Origin of the sequence: Sphingomonas sp. A2-49 (genome assembly GCF_025548555.1) — a bacterium.
Classification (GTDB): domain Bacteria; phylum Pseudomonadota; class Alphaproteobacteria; order Sphingomonadales; family Sphingomonadaceae; genus Sphingomonas.
This window is the reverse complement of sequence record NZ_JAJLPA010000022.1, coordinates 22,384-40,667: the sequence shown is the minus strand read 5'-3', so window position 1 is coordinate 40,667 and position 18,284 is coordinate 22,384. Positions and strand designations below refer to the sequence as shown.

Sequence of the window (18,284 nt, the reverse complement as noted above, 5' to 3'; positions counted from 1 at the left end):
TCTCCCGTACGTGATAAAGAAAACCAGAACGGGCCTGCCGACGCAGGCGCAGATCCTCGATTTCATCGAACGCTCCGACGTCCCGGCCGGCAAGCGCGAGATCGCCAAGGCGTTCGGTCTGACCGCGCAGGAAAAGATCGCGCTGAAGGCGCTGCTGAAGGACATGGCGGACGAGGGGCTGATCGACGGCGCCCCCGGCCGCGCCTTTCACAAGATGGGCGGGCTGCCCAAGGTCACGGTGTTGCGCATCGCCGACGTCGACGATGGCGGCACCGTCTGGGCGGTGCCGGACCGGTGGGAGGCGGAGACGCCGCCGCCGCGGCTGCGCGTGCGGGAGCGAAAGCGCGGCGCGCTGGGGATCGGCGAGCGCATCCTCGCGCGCACCGAGGAGGCCGGCAAGGGCTGGATCGCGCATCCGATGAAGGTGCTCGCCAAGGCATCGGAACAGGTGCTGGGCGTGCTGCGCCGCGACGGCGACCGGTTCTGGCTGACCGGCGTCGAGAAGAAGGACCGGCGCGAATTCCCGGTGTCCGACGTCGCCGACGCGGAGGCGGGCGACCTGGTGATGGCGGAAATGACGGGCCGGCCGCCGCGGATCGCGGTCCGGGTCGTACAGCGGCTGGGCGATCCGTTCGCGCCGCGCAGCTTCTCGCTGATCGCCATCCACAAGCTCGGCATCCCCGACGTGTTTTCGGGCGAGACGCTGGACGAGGCGACGCGGGTGTCGGCGCAGCCGCTGGGCGACGATCGCGAGGACCTGACGCACCTGCCGATCGTCGCGATCGATCCGATCGATGCGCGCGACCACGACGATGCCGTCTGGGCGGCACCCGACGACGATCCGGGCAACGCCGGCGGATGGCAGGCCGTCGTCGCGATCGCCGACGTCAGCTTCTATGTCCGCCCCGGATCGTCGATCGACCGCGAGGCGCGGCGGCGCGGCAATTCGGTCTATTTCCCCGATCGCGTCGTGCCGATGCTGCCCGAGATCCTGTCCGCCGAGGTGTGTTCGCTGAAGGAGGGCGGGGATCGCGCCGCGCTCGCGTGTCACCTGCGCATCGACCGGAACGGCAAGCTCCTGCACTGGCGGTTCACCCGCGCGCGGGTGCGGATCGCGGCGAACCTCGCCTATGAGCATGCGCAGGCGGCGATCGACGGCGACTTGGCCCATCCGCTGACCGACACGGTGCTGGCACCGCTCTGGGCGTGCTGGCGTGCGCTCGCCAAGGCGCGCGACGCGCGCGAACCGCTCGATCTCGACCTGCCCGAACGCCGGGTGGTGCTCGACGAGATGGGGCGGATCATGTCGGTCGCTCCGCGCGAGCGGCTGGACGCGCACCGGCTGATCGAGGATTACATGATCGCCGCCAACGTCGCCGCGGCGAAGGCGCTGGAGGCGAAGAAGGCACCGGTGATGTACCGCGTGCACGAACCGCCCAGCCGCGAGAAGCTCGTCGCGCTGAAGGACTATCTGGAAACCTTCGACGTCGCCTTCGCGCTGGGGCAGGTGATCCGCCCGGCGACGTTCAACCACGTGCTCGCCCGCGTCGGCGACGCCGACTTCCGGCCGCAAGTGATGGAGCAGGTGCTGCGGACGCAGACCCAGGCCTATTATGCGCCGGCGAACCAGGGGCATTTCGGCCTGAGCCTCGGCTCCTACGCGCATTTCACCTCGCCGATCCGGCGCTACGCCGACCTCGTCGTGCATCGGTCGCTGGTCGGCGCCTATGCGCTGGGTCCGGGCGGTCTGACCGCGGCGGATGCCGAGGCGATGGAGCAGATCGGGACGACGATCAGCGGCCTCGAGCGCCGCGCGATGGAGGCGGAGCGCGACACGATCGACCGCTACGTCGCCGCATTCCTCTCGGAACGCGTCGGCGAAACGGTCGCGGCGCGGATCACCGGCGTGCAGAACTACGGCTTCTTCGCGACGGTCGAGGGGATCGGCGGCGACGGACTGATGCCGGTACGCGACCTCGGCGGCGAATATTTCCGCTTCGACGAGGCGGCGCGCAAGCTGATCGGCGAGCAGAGCGGCGAGGAATATGCGCTCGGCCAGCGCATCGACCTGCGGCTGGCGGAGGCGAACCCGGTGTCGGGCGCGCTGCGCTTCGAGCTGCCCGGCGGCAAGGGCGCGGCGCCGGGGCCGCGGCACCTCGGCTCGGGTCGCAAGGACCGCGTCATCAAGCACCGCGGCCGGCCGCAGAACATCCGCCATCAGGGCAAGCGGCGGTGACCGGCCGGCTGGTCCGCGAGCCCGCGCGCGGCACGGTGCGCGACCGGTATCTGGTCAGGGGCAGCATCGCCCCGCACTTCGTCGAGGTGCGCGCGGTCACCGCCGACGACGCGATCGCGTTCGTGCCCGCGGATGCGCGCGAGGCGAAGGCGTTCGCGGCGATGATCGCCGACGGTTCGATCCGGATGCCCCGGGCGGGGCGGTTCTATTTCGACATGGACGCCTATGAGGCCGCCGCCGCGGCACGCCGGGCGCGCAGCGTGCCGGTGATGCTGATCGTGGCACTGCTGGTCGCGGCGGTGGCGGTGCTGTTCTACCGGGGGTGAGGGTGGTCGCGTAACCTTCGCCTGTTCCCGACCCCCGCAATCACCCCGCCGTGAAGGTCAGTCCCGCCTTGTCCTGCAACCGGTCGCGCAGCGACTTGCCGAGCAGCGCGCCGGGCGTCCAGACGCCGCCCGCGCCCTCCGTCTCCAGCAGGCAGCGGGCGGTTTCGGCGATCATCTTGCTGGTCGAGCCATAGCCCGGATCGCGATCGCCGGTGACGACGGCGTCGAACCGCGCCCCGTCCGGCATCAGCCCGACGAACAGCAGGTCGTAATGGCCGTTGTCGCGCTCGTCCTTGCTCGGCCCTTCGCCGGGCTTCGGGCCCTTGTCGCTCGCCAGCGGATTGAGCCGCGCGATCGCCTCCGCCGCGGCCTTGCCCATATCGCCGAGCCCCGCGACCATCATCTCGTCGTAGACGAAGTCGCGGCCATAGGGGTGGTCGAGCAGGAAGTTGGTGCGGTGCACGTTCTTCGTGTTGATCGCCGCCATGATGAAGGGCGCGACCCAGGTGTTGAGCGTCGCGTCGAACTCCGGCAGCAGTCCGGTCGGCTGGTGCGGTCCGCTGAACCCCGGCGTCAGCGCGAACGGGCTGGCCAGCAGGCCGAGGATCGACGGATCCCGCGCCGCGGCGGCCAGCGTCGCCTTCAGGCTGGCCGCGGTGCCGCCGGAAAAACCGCCCTGCATCGCGCGCACGCGACCCTTCACGCGCGGTGCCGGCCGGCCGTATTTGACGCGCGCGCACTCCTGCAACGTCTGGACGCCGAGATCGAAGGGGATCGAATCGAACCCGCAGGAAAAGACGATGCGCGCGCCGGTTCGCTGGGCATCGACGTGATGCGCGTCGATCATCCGGCGCATCCAGGCGGGCTCGCCGCACAGGTCGACATAGGCGGTGCCCGCCGCGACGCAGGCGGCGACGAGCGGCTCGCCGTACAGCTGGTAGGGCCCGACCGTCGTCAGCACGACCGCGGTCGATGCGGCCATCGCGCCGAGCGAGGCGGGATCGTCGGCGTCCGCGACGACCAGCGGCGTGTCGGCCGGCGCGCCGATCAGGTCGCGCACCGACTCGAGCTTGGCACGGCTGCGCCCCGCCATCGCCCAGCGGCCGACGCCCTGCTGGACGAGATATTCGGCGACCAGCCGCCCGGTGAAGCCGGTCGCGCCATAGACGATGATGTCATAGTCGCGCATTGCTCTCTCCCTTGGCTTGACGCGCACGTCATGCGCTTCGGGTGCGGCGGGATCAAGATGCGGGCGGCGGGATGCCGCTATGCCGCCTCGCTGAACTGCAACCGGGCGAGGCGGGCGTACAGGCCGTCCTGACCGATCAGGCTGGCGTGGGTCCCTTCCTCGACGATGCGGCCTTCGTCCATGACGATGATCCGCTGCGCCGCGCGCACCGTCGCCAGCCGGTGTGCGATCACCAGCGTGGTGCGGTTCTCCATCAGCCGCTCCAGCGCCTGCTGCACCAGCCGCTCGCTTTCCGCGTCGAGCGCGCTGGTCGCCTCGTCGAGCAGCAGGATAGGGGCATCGCGCAGCAGCGCGCGCGCGATCGTCACGCGCTGGCGCTGGCCGCCCGACAGGCGTGCACCGCCCTCGCCGAGGTTGGTGTCCAGCCCCTGCGGCAGCGCGCGCAGGAAATCGGCGGCATTGGCCGCCTCCGCCGCCGCCCACAGCGCCTCGTCGCTCGCCTGCCAGTCGCCGTAGCGCAGGTTGTCGCGCGCGCTGGCGCCGAAGATCACGGTATCCTGCGGCACCATCGCGATTTGCGCCCGGATCGCCGCCGGATCCGCCTCGCGCAGTTCGACGCCGTCGAGCAGCACCTGCCCCTCGGCGGGGTCGTAGAAGCGCTCGGCCAGCTGGAACAGCGTCGACTTGCCCGCGCCCGACGGCCCCACCACCGCCACCGTCTCGCCGGGGCGGATGGCGAGCGAGAAGGCGTCGAGCGCCGCGACCTCCGGCCGGGTCGGGTAATGGAAGCGGACGCGGTCGAACGTCAGCGCGCCGCTGACCGGCACCGGCAGGGGGATCGGGGTGGCGGGGCGCGTGATCTCCGGCCGTTCGGCGAGCAGTTCGGCAAGGCGGCTCGCCGCGCCCGCACCGCGGAGCAGGTCGCCATAGACCTCGGTCAAGGCACCGAACGCGCCGGCGACGATCCCGCCCGTCAGCACGAAGGCGGCGATCGCGCCGCCGGTGATCCGCCCCGCGGCGACGTCGGTCGCGCCCTCCCACAGCACGAGCGTGATCGAGCCGAAGATCAGGAAGATCATGATGGCGGTCATCACCGCACGCAGCGCGATCCGCGTCTTCGCGGCGGCGAACGTCGCGTCGACCGCGGCGGTGAAGCGCTGCGCCTCACGCGGTTCCTGGCCGAACGCCTGCACGATCTTCATCGCGCCCAGCGTTTCGGTGACGAGCGAGCCGACGTCCGCCACGCGGTCCTGCGACGTGCGCGACAGGTTGCGGATGCGGCGGCCGAGCACGGTCACCGGCAGGATGATGAGCGGGATGCCCAGCAGCAACATGCCCGCAAGCTTCGGCGAGAGCGTGAACAGATAGATCATGCCGCCGACGCCGGTGAAGGTGTTGCGCAGCGCGATGCTGACCGTGCTGCCGACGACGCTCTCGATCAGCGCGGTATCGGACGTCAGTCGCGACGCGATTTCCGACGGCCGGTTCTCTTCGAAGAAGCGCGGGGTGAGGCCGAGCAGATGCGCCTGTACCCGCGTCCGGATGTCGGCGACCACGCGTTCGCCCAGCCACGACACGAAATAGAAGCGGATCGCCGTCGCGACCGCGAGCACCGCGACGATCATCAGCAGATAGTGGAACGACGAGGCCACCGTCTCGCCGCCGCCGGGGGCGAAGCCGCGATCGATCACCCGCTTGAACCCGTAGGGGATGCCGATCGTCGCCGCCGATGTCGTAGCCAGCGCGGCGAGCGCCATCGCGAGGTGCCGCGGATAGGCGAGCACGCGTTCCGCCACGAGACGCAGGTCGCCGAGGCGGCGGTTGGTTGGAACGGGAGGTTTGGCCATCGCGAAGCGCCTAGCAGTCGCGGCAGGGGCGCTCAACGCCCCGGCGCGGGACGGTCGGGGGGCCTATCCGGCTTCTGGTGCGTTTAGGCACATTGCCAGGCACGCGCTTTGCGTTACCTATACGTCAACCTGACATGGGTGAAGATATCAGCATGCTCTACGATGCCTATGAAATGCAGCGATCGATGCTCGCCGGCGCCAGCGCCATGGCGACCTTCGGTGCGGACTGGATGCGCAATCCGGCCAATCCCTGGTCCTATGGCGGCGGTGGTTCGCTGATCGGGTCGGCGCTGGAGGTCTTCGCCCATGCATCCGCCACGCGGGGCAAGCCCGCCTTCGGCCTGACGCATACGACGATCGAGGGTCGCGAGGTCGCGGTGCATGAGGAGATCGTGCTCCAGAAGCCGTTCGGCCAGCTGAAGCGCTTCCGCCGCGAGGGCGTCGAGACGGGGCCGAAACTGCTGATCGTCGCGCCGATGTCGGGCCATTTCGCCACGCTGCTGCGCGGAACGGTCGAGCGGATGCTGCCGACCGCGGAGGTCTATATCACCGACTGGCGCGACGCGAAGCTGGTGCCGCTGACCGATGGCCGTTTCGACCTCGACGACTATATCGATTACCTCGTCGCGTTCATGGAGGCGATCGGCCCGAACGAAGGGCAGGGCGGCACGCACATGCTCGCGGTCTGCCAGCCCTCGGTGCCCTGCTATGCCGCGGTCGCGCTGATGAGCGCGGACAAGCATCCCTGCCGACCCAAGACGCTGACGATGATGGGTGGCCCGGTCGACACGCGCGAGGCGCCGACCGCGGTCAACACGCTGGCGACCGAACGGCCGCATGCCTGGTTCGAGCAGAACGTCGTCGTCAAGGTGCCGATGATGTATCCGGGCGCCGGCCGGAAGGTCTATCCGGGGTTCCTCCAGCTCGCCGGCTTCATGTCAATGAACCTCGGCAACCACATGGTGTCGCATTGGGAGATGTTCAAACATCTGGTCCAGGGCGACGGCGAGAGCGCCGATGCGACCAAGAGCTTCTACGAGGAATATCGCTCGGTCTGCGACATGACCGCGGAATTCTATCTCCAGACGGTCGATCTCGTCTTCCAGACGCATGCGTTGCCGAAGGGCGAGATGATGCACCGTGGCCGCCGCGTCGATCCGGGGGCGATCACCGACGTCGCGGTGCTGGCGATCGAGGGCGAGCGCGACGACATTTCGGGGCTGGGCCAGACGCGCGCCGCGCTGACGCTGGCGACCAACCTGTCCGACGACCGCAAGCGATACCTGATGGCCGAGGGGGCCGGGCATTACGGCATCTTCAACGGCTCGAAATGGCGCAACCACGTCGCGCCGGTGGTCGAGGAATGGATGGCGACCCACGGCTGACCCGACGGGAGCGGCGCCTGTGGCACCGCTCCCCGGTGGATTGGTTCGGGATGGCCTGCGGGACCACCCCGCCATGGGTCAGGCGACCGAATCGACCACGGCGTGGCTGCTCGATTCATCGCCGCGGATCGCACCGCCGAACAGCATCTTGACCCGTCCGGAGATCGAGATGTCGGTTTCCCACAGTTCGGCACTGTCGATGTCGAAGCGCAGCAGCGTCACGTTGGGATCGTCCTTGCCGCCCGGAAACCAGGCGTCGACCTGGTTGTTCCAGAGCTTGTCGATCTGCGCGCGGTCGTCGTCGCGCGTGACGGTGCCGGCGAGGCAGGCGAAGAAATCGTGCCCCTTGCCGACGAATTGCGCCATCGCGTCGCCACCCTTGGCGATACGGTTGTCGCGGCCGGAAAAGAAGAACAGCGTGTTGGGCTGATCGTCGTCGATCTGCGCCGTCATCGGCTCGGAATGCGCGCCGTCGTTCAGCCCGATCATCACGAAGGGGCTGCTCTTCAGCTTGTCGAGGAACTTGGCGGCGATTTCCTGCGGGCTGTCGTGATCGGCCATGCGTCGTCTCCTGCGTGTGGGGTTGGCGGGAGAACGAGCGCCACCCGGGTTGGTTGCGCGATGGGGCCGCATCGGCCACGATGGCCGGTGGCGGCAATCCCGCCGTCGCTACAGAGGAATGAGTTCGTGAAACTTGCCGATCTGTGCCTCATCCTCGGTTTGCTCTTCGCCTTCGGGACCTTCGTCCTGAAGATCATCGAAGTGGCACGCCACCGATAAGGCGCCGGGCGGAGTCTGGACTGCAATCCAGGCCCCAAACGCATTGAGCCCCGATCGCTGCAACGACCGGGGCTCTACAGAGGCCAGTTCGTGAAGTGGCCGCGCATCGTGATATCGTTTCGCGCAACGAAGTTCAAGTTACAGCACTTCGAACAATCCCGCGCCGCCCATGCCGCCGCCGATGCACATCGTCACGACGACGTACCGGGCGCCGCGGCGCTTGCCCTCGATCAGCGCGTGGCCAGTCATCCGCGCGCCCGACATGCCATAGGGGTGGCCGATCGAGATCGCGCCGCCGTTGACGTTGAGCAGGTCGTCGGGAATGCCGAGCGTGTCGCGGCAATAGAGGACCTGCACCGCGAATGCCTCGTTGAGTTCCCACAGGCCGATGTCGTCCATCGTCAGGCCATTGGCTTTCAACAGCTTGGGGATGGCATAGACCGGGCCGATCCCCATCTCGTCCGGCTCGGTGCCGGCGACCGCCATGCCGACGTAGCGGCCGAGCGGGGTCAGCCCCCGCGCGGCGGCGACGCCTTCCTCCATCAGCACCGATGCCGATGCGCCGTCCGACAGCTGGCTGGCGTTGCCCGCGGTGATGACGGCATCGGGGCCGAGGACGGGCTGGAGCGCCTGAAGCCCTTCCAGCGTCGTGTCGGCGCGGTTGCCCTCGTCCTTCGACAGCGTGACGTCCCGGGTGCTGACCTCCTTGGTCGCCTTGTCGACGACGTTCATCGTCGCCGCCATGGCGACGATCTCGTCGTCGAACTTGTCCGCGGCCTGCGCGGCGGCGGTGCGCTGCTGCGACTGGAGGCCATAGGCGTCCTGCGCCTCGCGCCCGATGCCGTAGCGCTTCGCCACCGTCTCCGCGGTCTGGAGCATCGGCATGTAGATGTCGCCGTGCATCGCGATCAGCTCCTTGTCCGGGGCGACGCGCATCTGCGGCGTCTGGACCATGCTGATGCTCTCGACGCCGCCGCCGACGGCGATGTCCATGCCGTCGACGATGATTTGCTTCGCGGCGGTGGCGATCGCCATCAGGCCGCTGGCGCATTGCCGGTCGAGCGACATGCCCGACACCGACGTCGGCAGGCCGGCGCGCAGCGCGGCCTGACGGGCGATGTTGCCCGCCTGATGCCCCTGCTGGAGCGCCGCGCCGAGCACGACGTCGTCCACCTCCGCCCCCTCGATCCCCGCGCGCTGGACGGCATGGGCGATGGCATGGCCGGCGAGCGCCTGTGGCGTCGTGGCGTTGAAGGCGCCGCGATAGGCGCGGCCGATCGGGGTGCGGGCGGTGGAGACGATGACGGCGGAGCGCATGAGGGATCCTCCCAGTGACGATGGATGACGGTTAGACGAAGATCTGGCTGATCCACTCGGCGACCATCGCGGGTTTCTCGACCCCCTCGATCTCGACGGTGAACGCATTGGTCTGCTGGAACTGGCCCGGGCGCTTCTCGTCGAACGCGATCAGCGTGAACCGGCCGCGCACGCGGCTGCCAGAGGGGACGGGGGTGAGGAAGCGGACACTGTTGCCACCGTAGTTCACGCCCATTTTGGCGCCCGCCAGCCGCGGCATGTCCGGCACCTTCGACGACAGCAGCGGCATCAGCGACAGCGTCAGGAAGCCGTGCGCGATCGTGCCGCCGAACGGGGTCGCGGCGGCGGCGACGGGATCGACGTGGATGAACTGGTGGTCGCCGGTGGCGTCGGCGAACGTGTCGATCATCGCCTGCGTCACCTCGACCCAGTCGGACACGGTCTCGGTGCCGATCCTGGCCTTCATCTCTTCCGCGGTGATCGTCGTCGTCACGGGATTCCCCTCCAACACATTTTGGCGCTAGACGCGGGCCATCCTCTAGGCGCGGGAGGGTGTCCCTCGCAAGCCTCGACCGACCGAAAGCTTGAACATGTCCTCTGCCGCTACGTCCGCTGCCCGCAAATCCATGGCGCAACTGTACCGCGCCAGCGAACCCGATGTTCTAAAGTCCCTGCTGGACCGGGCGTCGACCTCGCCCGATTCGCGCCAGCGGATCGTCGGCCACGCATCGGGGCTGCTCGCCGACCTGCGCGCCGCGCAGAACCGCGGGTGGGTGAACCAGTTCCTGCAGGAATACCGGCTGAATTCGTCGGAGGGCGTCGCGCTGCTCAGCCTCGCCGAGGCGTTCCTGCGCGTGCCCGATCCCGAAACCGCCGACCTGCTGATCGCGGACAAGCTGGGCGATGCGGACTGGCGCAGTCATGCCGGGCGGTCGAACAGCAAGCTGGTCAACACCGCGACCTGGGGCCTGGTCGTCGGACGCGTCCTGGTCGGCGAGGGGCCGTCGGGCCCGCTGCGGCGCCTCATCAGCCGGGCAGGCGAGCCGTTCGTGCGCCAGGCGGTCGGCACCGCCATGAAGACGATGGGCGAGATCTTCGTGATGGGGCGCACCATCGACGAGGCGATGCGACGGATGAAGCGCGGCGAGAACAAGGGCTTCACTGCCAGTTTCGACATGCTGGGCGAGGCGGCGCGCACGTTCGCCGACGGCGAGCGCTATTTCCAGTCGTACGTCGGCGCGATCGAGGCGGTGGGCAGCGACCCCGCGGCGGGGCATTCGGTGTCGGTCAAGCTGTCGGCGCTGCACCCGCGCTACGAGGTGGCGCGGTGGAGCGAGTGCGTGCCCGCGCTGACCGAGATGCTGGAGGCGCTGGCGGTGCAGGCGGCGGACAAGGGCATCGCGCTGACCGTCGATGCCGAGGAATCCGAACGGCTCGAGATGAGCCTCGACATCATCGGTGCCGTCGCCGCGCTGCCCTCGCTGAAGGGTTGGGATGGGTTCGGCATGGCGGTGCAGGCCTATGGCAAGCGCGCGCGGCCGGTGGTCGCCTGGGCGAACGGGCTCGACCGGATCATGAACGTGCGGCTGGTCAAGGGCGCCTATTGGGACAGCGAGATCAAGCGCACGCAGGTCGAGGGGCTGGCCGACTATCCGCTCTTCACCCGCAAGGCGGCGACCGACGTATCCTATCTGGCGGTGGCGAAGGACATGCTGGCGGCGGAGAACATCCGCCCCGCCTTTGCCAGCCACAATGCGCTGACCGTCGCGACGATCCTGGAATGGGCGGGCAATTCGCGCGATTTCGAATTCCAGCGGCTGCACGGCATGGGTGACGGCCTTTACGAGCGGCTGGTGCGCGAGAACGGCTATCACTGTCGCATCTACGCGCCCGTCGGCGGTCACCGCGACCTGCTCGCCTATCTGGTCCGGCGCCTGCTGGAAAACGGCGCGAACTCCAGTTTCGTGCACCAGCTGGCCGATGCGCGGCTGAGCGAGGACGAGATCCTGGCGGATCCGGTGGCGAAGATCGCCGCGGTCGGCGGCGCGCGGCATCCCAGCATCCCGTTGCCGAAAGACCTGTTCGCGCCAGGACATCGCAATTCGCGCGGGCTGGACCTGAGCGACGTCGCGACGCTGGAGGCGGCGGTGGCGGCGGTAAAGCAGCCCGTTTACCCTCGCCCTTCCGCGGCTACGCCGCTCCCGTCCTCTCCCGTCGGGACGGGGAAGGGGCCCGCTGCCGAAGGCCATGGAAAAGGTGAGGGCGACGTTGCCCATGCCATCGGCCGCGCGCACGCCGCCTTTCCCGCCTGGTCGGCCACGCCGGTGGACGATCGCGCCGCCTGTCTCGAACGGCTCGCCGACCTGGTCGAGGAGCACCGCGACCGGCTGATGGCGATCTGCGTGCAGGAGGCGTTCAAGACGATTCCGGACGCGATCGGCGAGGTGCGCGAGGCGGCAGACTTCTGTCGCTATTATGCGGGCGAGGCGCGCGCGCGGCTGCGCGCGGTCGAGCTGCCGGGTCCGACCGGCGAACGCAACATGCTGCATATCGAGGGGCGCGGCGTGTGGGCGACGATCGCGCCGTGGAACTTCCCGCTCGCGATCTTCCTGGGCCAGACCGTCGCGGCCCTGGTCGCGGGGAATACCGTCGTCGCCAAGCCCGCACCGCAGACGCCGGAAATCGCGCGGGTCGCGGTCGCGCTGGCGCACCGCGCAGGCGTGCCGGCGGATGCGCTGGTGCTGGTCACCGGCGGGCCGGAGGTCGGCGCGGCGCTGACCGCCGACGTGCGCGTCGCCGGCGTCGCCTTCACCGGATCGACCGCGACCGCCAAGCGCATCGCGCGGACGCTGGTGCAGGACGACGATCGCCCGATCGTGCCGCTGATCGCCGAAACCGGCGGGATCAATGCGATGATCGTCGATTCGACGGCGCTGCCCGAACAGGTGGTCGCCGATGTCGTCACCTCGTCGTTCCGTTCGGCGGGGCAACGGTGTTCGGCGTTGCGGCTGCTGCTGGTGCAGGCGGATGTCGCCGACACGGTGATCGACATGCTGAAGGGGGCGATGGACACGCTGCGGCTGGGCGATCCCGCCGATCCCGCGACCGACGTCGGCCCGGTGATCGACCGGGCTTCGTACGACCGGCTGATGGACTATCGCGCCAGCGTCTCGGCCCGCACCCTGAAGACGCTCGACGCGCCCGCGGACGGCCTGTTCGTGCCGCCGACGCTGGTGCGCCTCGACCGGATCGAGGATCTCGACCGTGAGTGGTTCGGCCCGATCCTGCACGTCGCGACATGGCCCGCCGGCACGCTGTCGGAGACGATCGCGCGGGTCAATGCCAAGGGCTATGGCCTGACCATGGGGCTGCACAGCCGCATCGCGCGCGCCGCCGAGGTGACCGAGGCGGCGGCGGCGGTCGGCAACCTCTACATCAACCGGTCGATGATCGGCGCGGTGGTGGGATCGCAGCCGTTCGGCGGCGAGGGGCTGTCGGGCACCGGCCCCAAGGCGGGCGGCCCGCATTACCTGTACCGCTTCTGCGCCGAGCGCGCCGTGTCGGTCGACACCACGTCGGCGGGCGGCAATGCGTCGCTGCTGTCGCTGGACGAGGGGGGACTCTAGGAGGAGGGCGCCGCCGCCGCCGCCGTTGCCGCATATGGCATCACCAGCGTCCCGTCGGGGGCCGCGGTGTAGGTCGTCTGCGTCGGGTACGGGATGACGATCCCCTCCGCCGCGAAGCGGGTCATGATGGCGACCATCACACGGTCGCGCATCGGATGCGCGGTGGCCCAGTCGTCGCCGGGAATGTCGAATTGCAGCACGAAGTCGAGGCTCGACGCGCCGAAGCTTTCGAAGCTGGAGCGCGCCACCTTGCCGCCTTCGCCTTCGGCGATCTCGCGCAGCATCGCCGGGATGCGGGCGAGCGCGTCGGGCGGGGTTTCGTAGGCCGCGCCGATCGTGAACTGGATGCGGATGTGGTCGCGCACGCTGGTGTTCTGGATTTCCTTGTCCAGCAACTGCTTGTTGCTGATGACGCGCAGCTCGCCGGTAAAGGCGCGGATGCGCGTGCTTTTCAGCCCGATCGATTCGATGACGCCGCTGGTGGTGCCGTAGCTGATCTTGTCGCCGCGGCGGAACGGGCGGTCGAAGATGATGGCGAGCGCCGCGAACAAATCGCCGAAGATGCCCTGTGCGGCAAGGCCGATGGCGATGCCACCGACGCCCAGCCCGGCGATCAGGCCGGTGACGTTGACGCCGAGGTTGTCGAGCACGACGACCAGCGCGACCGCGAACAGCGCGACGGTGACGAGCAGCCGGATCAGCCCCATCGCGCTCAGCAGCGCCTCGCCGCTGTAATGTTCGCTGCTGGTGCGATGTTCGATCGCGCCGAGGATCAGTTCGCGCGCCCAGATCGCGGCCTGGAACACCGATGCCACCGTCCACAGGAAATTGACGGTCGTCGCGACCTGGCTCGGCGCGCCGGCATAACCGACGACCAGCTTGGCCGCGAGCATGACGATGAAGAAGTTGTTCGTCCGCGTGATCGCCCGCCCGATGATCGTGCCCCAGCCGCGCCGCGTCGCCGCCGTGCCGAGCGCCGGGTCGCCGAGCGGCTTGCCGCAGAGGCGCTGGCCGAGCCGGCGCAGGCCGTGCAGCGCGACGACGATCACCGAACCGATGCCGAAGGCGATGAGGATCTGGAGCCAGTGGGTGTGCAGCCAGATCTCGCTCGCGCGGTAGAGTTCGCCGATCTGGTCCTGGACGGTGCCGGCATCGAGGATCGGCGCGCTGGCGGCGGTGTTGCTGGTCGTCATCGATACTCTTTTCAGGCGGCCGCCTTCAGGGCGGGCGGCGTTGCGGCCGCGACCGGGTCCTGCCCGGTTTCGAGGAAGGCGATCAGCCCGCGTTCCTCCCGGCTCAGATAGCGGGCGGAGCGCGGCAGGCGCAGCGCCGTGCGGAACCTCTGCTGCCCCTTTTTCACGAGGGCGATGAGCGCGGGGTGAACGTAGCTCTTGCGCGCGATGGCGGGCGTATTGCCCAGTCGCTCGACCACGGGTTCGAGCATGGCCTTCAGGCTGAGGTCCGCCTCGGCGTTGGCGAGCGCCTCGAATGCCGTGACGCTGGCACCCCAGGTGCGGAAATGCTTGGCGGTGAAATCGCCCCCGGTGGCGGTACGGATATAGTCGTTGACGTCGGACGAGGTGACCGGATGCGCCTCGCCGTCCGCGTCGACCCAGGCGAACAGGTGCTGTTCGTCGAGGTCCTGCATCTTGCGGACCGTCGCGGCGAGCCGCCTGTCGGTCACCGTCATGTCGCGCGTGCGCCCGGACTTGCCCTTGTAGCGCAGCTTGAGCGTGTTGCCGCGGACCGATCCGTGTTCCTTGCGCAGCGTCGTCGCGCCATAGCTTTCGTTCGCCTGCGCATAGGCTTCGTTGCCGACGCGGATATGGCCGATATCGAGCAGCCGGACGACCGCGGCGATCGCGCGGTCGCGGTGCAGCCCGCGCGCGGACAGGTCCGCCTCCACCCGCTTGCGCAGCCGTGGCAGGCAATGACCGAAGTCGGCACATTTCTCGTATTTCGCCGCCTCCTGCGCCTCGCGGAAGCCGGTGTGGTAGCGATATTGCTTGCGGCCCTTTTCGTCCCAGCCGACCGCCTGGATATGGCCGTTGGCCTTCGGGCAATACCAGGCATCGCGATAGGCGGGGGGCAGGCCGACGGCGTTGAGCCGGTCGATTTCGTCGCGATCGGTGATGCGCTCGCCGTCGGGGCTGTAATAGGCCCAGCCGTTGCGGACCTTCCTGCGGGTGATGCCCGGTCTGGAATCGTCGCAATAGGTGATCCGTGATGCCACGCGGCGTGTCCTTTCGGCAGGTCGTTCGGAAATGCGCAGGGGATGCGGTGTGTTCCGGCGCGCCACCGGAACATGGCGGGGCGGGCGGGGGTTGAGGGACGGCACCCCACCACAGGAGTTACCCCGACATGGCCGACCTATCGCAAGCGCGCGTGCTGATGATCGCGACGAACGGCTTCGAACAGGACGAATTGTTCAAGCCGCGGCAGGCGCTGCTGGATGCGGGCGTCACCCTGACGCTGGCCTCGATCACCACGGACCCGATCCGCGGTGTCGTCAACGACGATGAAAAGGGCGAGAGCATCACGCCCGACCTGACGCTCGACGACGTCGATACCGGCGATTACGATGCGCTGGTGCTGCCGGGCGGCGTCGGCAACCCCGACAAGCTGCGGCTTCAGGAGCGCGCGGTCGAGATCGTCACCGAATTCATGGAGGACGACAAGATCGTCGCCGCGATCTGCCACGCGCCGTGGCTGCTGGTCGAGGCGGACGTGGTCGACGGACGGCGCGTGACGAGCTGGCCGTCGGTGCGCACCGACCTCGAGAATGCCGGCGCGGACGTGGTCGACGAAGCGGTAGTGGTCGACGGCAACCTCATCACCAGCCGCAAGCCCGACGACATTCCCGCGTTCAACGCGGCGATCCTCGACGCGCTGGCCGAAGAGCTGGCGGAGGAAAGCGAGGACGCCTGATCCGGCGCGGGTGGCGCGGCGTCTAGGGCTGCGTCACCCGTCCACCGCGACCGCGCCGGGGCCGCGCCCCGGGCCGCGGCGTGGCGAGCAGGCGCTGGGCCGGCCTCTCGACCAGCCGATACAGTACGAAGGACGCGGCGAGCACCAGCGCAAGGTACAGCGCGATCAGCGACATCGACAGGGACGAGCCGCCGAGCGGCAGTCGGAACGCCTTCCACAGCAGGAAATGCGACAGATAGGTGGCGTAGCTGACCACGCCCAGCGCATGGACCGCACGGCCCTCCAGCGGATGGTGCGGTCGCCCTGCGGTGAGCGCCAGCGCGAGCAGCGCCGCGGCGAACATCGCGGGGACCGCCAGCGTCTCGGGCACGCCCAGCGCCCAGCCGCCTGCGGCGATCGCAGCGACCGCGAGGGGCCACGCCGGCGACGGCCTGCGCAGATACAATGCGGCGACGAGCGTCCCGGTCGCGAATTCGGCGAGGCAGCGGACCAGTCCTAAGCGGGGGATGTCGCTCCCCAGCGACGCCGCGCCGCGCATCGCGAGATGGAGCGCCACCAGCAGGACGGCGATCGTTGCCGCCAGTCCCCAGCCCGGCAGCCGCCGCCAGTCGACCGCGAGGACCAGCAGCGGGAAGGCGAGATAGGCGGCGAATTCGCAGCTGATCGACCACGCCGGATCGTTCCACCGCAGCATGTCGGTACCGCCCCAGTTCTGCACCAGCAGCACATGCAGCGGCAGCTCCGCGAAGGGAAACGCCGGGTCGTGCCGGCCGGTCGCGCGGAGCAGCAGCGCGAGCGCGACCGCGCAGGCGAGCATCGTCGCGTGCAACGGCCAGACGCGCGCGATCCGCTTGCGGAGAAACAGCGGGATCGCGCCCGGCGCCCGCAGCCGATCGTGCCACGTCAGCCAGATGACGAAACCGGACAACAGGAAAAAGAAGTCGACCGCCAGATAACCCTTGGCCAGCAGCGTCTCGATCGCGGGCGGCAGGTCCGCAATGCCGCCGCGGATGTGGTAGAATACGACCAGCCACGCCGCGACGCCGCGGGCGCCGGTCAGCGCGCGCAATTCGGTCATGCCGGCTGCGGCGCGGCGCGGGGCGCGCGCATCGGCACGCGCGCGGTGTCGGCGCGTCGGCGCGCCAGATACGAATCGAGCCCGATCTGCGCACCGATGAGCATGTAGACGAAGGGCTGGAACGCGATCGCGATGAACGCCGCCCCGAGCAGGTAGACGAGATGCGCGGTCTGCAACGCGGCGGCAAGCGGGCCCGCCCAGGCGAATTCGCCGTCCGGATCGCGATAGCGGCGGCGCAGCACCTCCATCCGCGCGACGCCGGTGAGGCTGATCGCCAGCCATAGCGCGAGCCCGATATAGCCCTGTTCGCCGAGCATCTCGAAATAGGCGCTGTGATAGCCGCGGGCCTTGTCGGTCACCGCCTGTTCGGTCACCCCCGGGGACGGGCCGGCGCCATCGGTCTTGCGGATCTCGTAGCGGATATGGTTGCCGCGATACGCCTCGAACCCGCCGCCGAACGGATGCGCCTTCGCATAGTCGATCGTCCACTGCCACACGGCGAGCCGCGTGGAGGCGGATTCGTCGGCGTCGTGGCTCTTGATCGTGCTCATCCGGTCGGTGAAGCTCGCGGGCAGGAACGGCACCGCGATCACCGCCGCCGCGGCGATCATAGCCAGATAGAGCAGCTTGCGCCGCGCGTTGCGCAGCGACAGCAGCGCGACGAGGACGATGCACAGCAGACCGGTGCGCGTCGACGTGCCGACCGGGATCAGCAGGCAGGCGAAGATCAGGCACAGGCAGAAGCCCTTTACCCGCCAGTCGGGGCGGAAGATCGTGCCGAACCGCATGAACCACGCGATCAGCGGCACGATCGCGATAGCGACGGTGGAGATCGTGCTGCCTTCGTACAGGCCCGAATTGTTGTTCACCATCAGGTCGAGCTGGCCATAGCCGCCGCCGCCTGCGGCGGTCTTGATCCCGCCGACGATGATGATCGATGCGGCCGACAGGATCATGAACAGCAGCAGCGCCTCGATCCGCAGCCGCGTGCGCAGCGTCAGCGGCAGGAAGGCCGCGAACGCCAGGCACTTCCATACCCAGTCCCATTTGTCGTGCGCGTCGATCGGGAAATCGGCGCCGCCCGTCGTCGCCCAGCAATAGAGCAGCAGCACCAGCATCAGCCCCTGGCGCGGGGTGAAGCGGCTGTCCGCCTTCGCATCCATCGCCATCCAGCCGCCGACCGCCAGCGTCACCGCGATCAGCGAAATCGGAACGGTGTTGAGCAGGATATAGGTCAGCCGCTGCGGCGAGACGATGTCGATATAGACATAGGCGAGCACGAGCACGAACGGCCGGCGCAGCCCCATCGCGAAGATCGCGACGAGGAATGCGACGAAGAACAGGTCACGCACCGGCGGGCGGCTCCGCCGGCTTGCCACGCGCACGCCAGTGCCGCGGCGGCGGCGCTTCGGAATCGAGATCGGGGCGGCGCAGCAGCAGCCAGGCCGCGAGCAGCATCAGTCCGTGCGTCAGGGCGAGCGACAGCGTGTCGATCATGGTGTCGCGGCGCTCCTTTGCGTACGGGCCGGGCGAGCGATAGCGGACCCGGGTTGATGCCGCGTTAAGTCCGGC

15 protein-coding genes are annotated in these 18,284 nt (G+C 69.1%); 5 read left to right on the top strand and 10 right to left on the bottom strand.

Features of this window, described 5'->3' with window-relative positions:
• Positions 1-10: 10 nt before the first annotated feature.
• Both LPN01_RS15200 and LPN01_RS15195 read left to right on the top strand, forming a co-directional pair.
• Positions 11-2,236 (top strand): ribonuclease R family protein, encoded by a 2,226-nt coding sequence (locus LPN01_RS15200; protein ID WP_262829265.1) that lies wholly within the window; start codon positions 11-13, stop codon positions 2,234-2,236.
• Positions 2,233-2,562, top strand: a complete 330-nt coding sequence (locus LPN01_RS15195; protein WP_262829264.1) for a hypothetical protein — start codon at positions 2,233-2,235, stop codon at positions 2,560-2,562. Before LPN01_RS15200 ends, LPN01_RS15195 begins: the two co-directional genes overlap by 4 nt.
• A 40-nt stretch (positions 2,563-2,602) precedes the next feature.
• Here the strand turns inward: LPN01_RS15195 and LPN01_RS15190 are convergent, their stop codons facing one another.
• Positions 2,603-3,751 (bottom strand): saccharopine dehydrogenase family protein, encoded by a 1,149-nt coding sequence (locus tag LPN01_RS15190; protein WP_262829263.1) that lies wholly within the window; start codon positions 3,749-3,751, stop codon positions 2,603-2,605.
• Positions 3,752-3,828: 77 nt separating this feature from the next.
• Positions 3,829-5,598 carry an ABC transporter transmembrane domain-containing protein gene (locus tag LPN01_RS15185; protein ID WP_262829262.1) on the bottom strand — a complete coding sequence of 590 codons (1,770 nt, stop codon included), beginning with the start codon at positions 5,596-5,598 and terminating at the stop codon, positions 3,829-3,831.
• 152 nt (positions 5,599-5,750) lie between these two features.
• On the opposite strand from LPN01_RS15185, the gene LPN01_RS15180 reads away from it, so the two are divergent.
• The gene (locus tag LPN01_RS15180) at positions 5,751-6,983 is read left to right on the top strand and encodes a polyhydroxyalkanoate depolymerase (protein ID WP_262829291.1); all 1,233 of its coding nucleotides are present in this window, start codon (positions 5,751-5,753) and stop codon (positions 6,981-6,983) included.
• Between the two features lie 78 nt (positions 6,984-7,061).
• Here the strand turns inward: LPN01_RS15180 and LPN01_RS15175 are convergent, their stop codons facing one another.
• From LPN01_RS15175 to LPN01_RS15165, 3 genes are all read right to left on the bottom strand, one after another.
• A complete protein-coding gene (locus LPN01_RS15175) occupies positions 7,062-7,544 on the bottom strand; it encodes a pyridoxamine 5'-phosphate oxidase family protein (protein ID WP_262829261.1) in 483 nt (160 codons plus the stop codon).
• A 357-nt stretch (positions 7,545-7,901) separates the two neighbouring features.
• Positions 7,902-9,080, bottom strand: coding sequence for an acetyl-CoA C-acyltransferase (locus tag LPN01_RS15170; protein ID WP_262829260.1), 1,179 nt, complete (start codon positions 9,078-9,080; stop codon positions 7,902-7,904).
• Between the two features lie 31 nt (positions 9,081-9,111).
• Positions 9,112-9,546, bottom strand: a complete 435-nt coding sequence (locus tag LPN01_RS15165) for a MaoC family dehydratase (RefSeq protein WP_262829290.1) — start codon at positions 9,544-9,546, stop codon at positions 9,112-9,114.
• A gap of 160 nt (positions 9,547-9,706) precedes the next feature.
• Here LPN01_RS15165 and putA point away from each other — a divergent pair, with 160 nt between their 5' ends.
• Positions 9,707-12,706: a bifunctional proline dehydrogenase/L-glutamate gamma-semialdehyde dehydrogenase PutA gene (putA, locus tag LPN01_RS15160; RefSeq protein WP_410482837.1), complete on the top strand. Its 3,000-nt coding sequence runs from the start codon at positions 9,707-9,709 to the stop codon at positions 12,704-12,706.
• Here the strand turns inward: putA and LPN01_RS15155 are convergent.
• Together LPN01_RS15155 and LPN01_RS15150 are read right to left on the bottom strand one after the other, a co-directional pair.
• Positions 12,703-13,899: a mechanosensitive ion channel family protein gene (locus LPN01_RS15155; protein WP_262829258.1), complete on the bottom strand. Its 1,197-nt coding sequence runs from the start codon at positions 13,897-13,899 to the stop codon at positions 12,703-12,705. The genes putA and LPN01_RS15155 overlap by 4 nt on opposite strands.
• 11 nt (positions 13,900-13,910) lie before the next feature.
• Positions 13,911-14,939, bottom strand: a complete 1,029-nt coding sequence (locus tag LPN01_RS15150) for a DNA topoisomerase IB (protein WP_262829257.1) — start codon at positions 14,937-14,939, stop codon at positions 13,911-13,913.
• A 128-nt stretch (positions 14,940-15,067) separates the two neighbouring features.
• Between LPN01_RS15150 and LPN01_RS15145 the strand changes: the two genes are divergently transcribed.
• Positions 15,068-15,634 carry a type 1 glutamine amidotransferase domain-containing protein gene (locus tag LPN01_RS15145; protein ID WP_262829256.1) on the top strand — a complete coding sequence of 189 codons (567 nt, stop codon included), beginning with the start codon at positions 15,068-15,070 and terminating at the stop codon, positions 15,632-15,634.
• 22 nt (positions 15,635-15,656) lie between these two features.
• On the opposite strand, the gene LPN01_RS15140 is transcribed toward LPN01_RS15145, so the two are convergent.
• From LPN01_RS15140 to LPN01_RS15130, 3 genes are read right to left on the bottom strand one after another with little or no spacing between them, the layout of a single operon-like run.
• Positions 15,657-16,712, bottom strand: a complete 1,056-nt coding sequence (locus LPN01_RS15140; protein WP_262829255.1) for an acyltransferase family protein — start codon at positions 16,710-16,712, stop codon at positions 15,657-15,659.
• Entirely contained in the window at positions 16,709-18,064 is a 1,356-nt protein-coding gene (locus tag LPN01_RS15135; protein ID WP_262829254.1) for a putative O-glycosylation ligase, exosortase A system-associated, read from the bottom strand. Before LPN01_RS15135 ends, LPN01_RS15140 begins: the two co-directional genes overlap by 4 nt.
• Complete coding sequence (locus tag LPN01_RS15130) at positions 18,057-18,209, bottom strand: hypothetical protein (RefSeq protein WP_262829253.1); 153 nt, start codon at positions 18,207-18,209, stop codon at positions 18,057-18,059. Before LPN01_RS15130 ends, LPN01_RS15135 begins: the two co-directional genes overlap by 8 nt.
• Positions 18,210-18,284 lie beyond the last annotated feature (75 nt).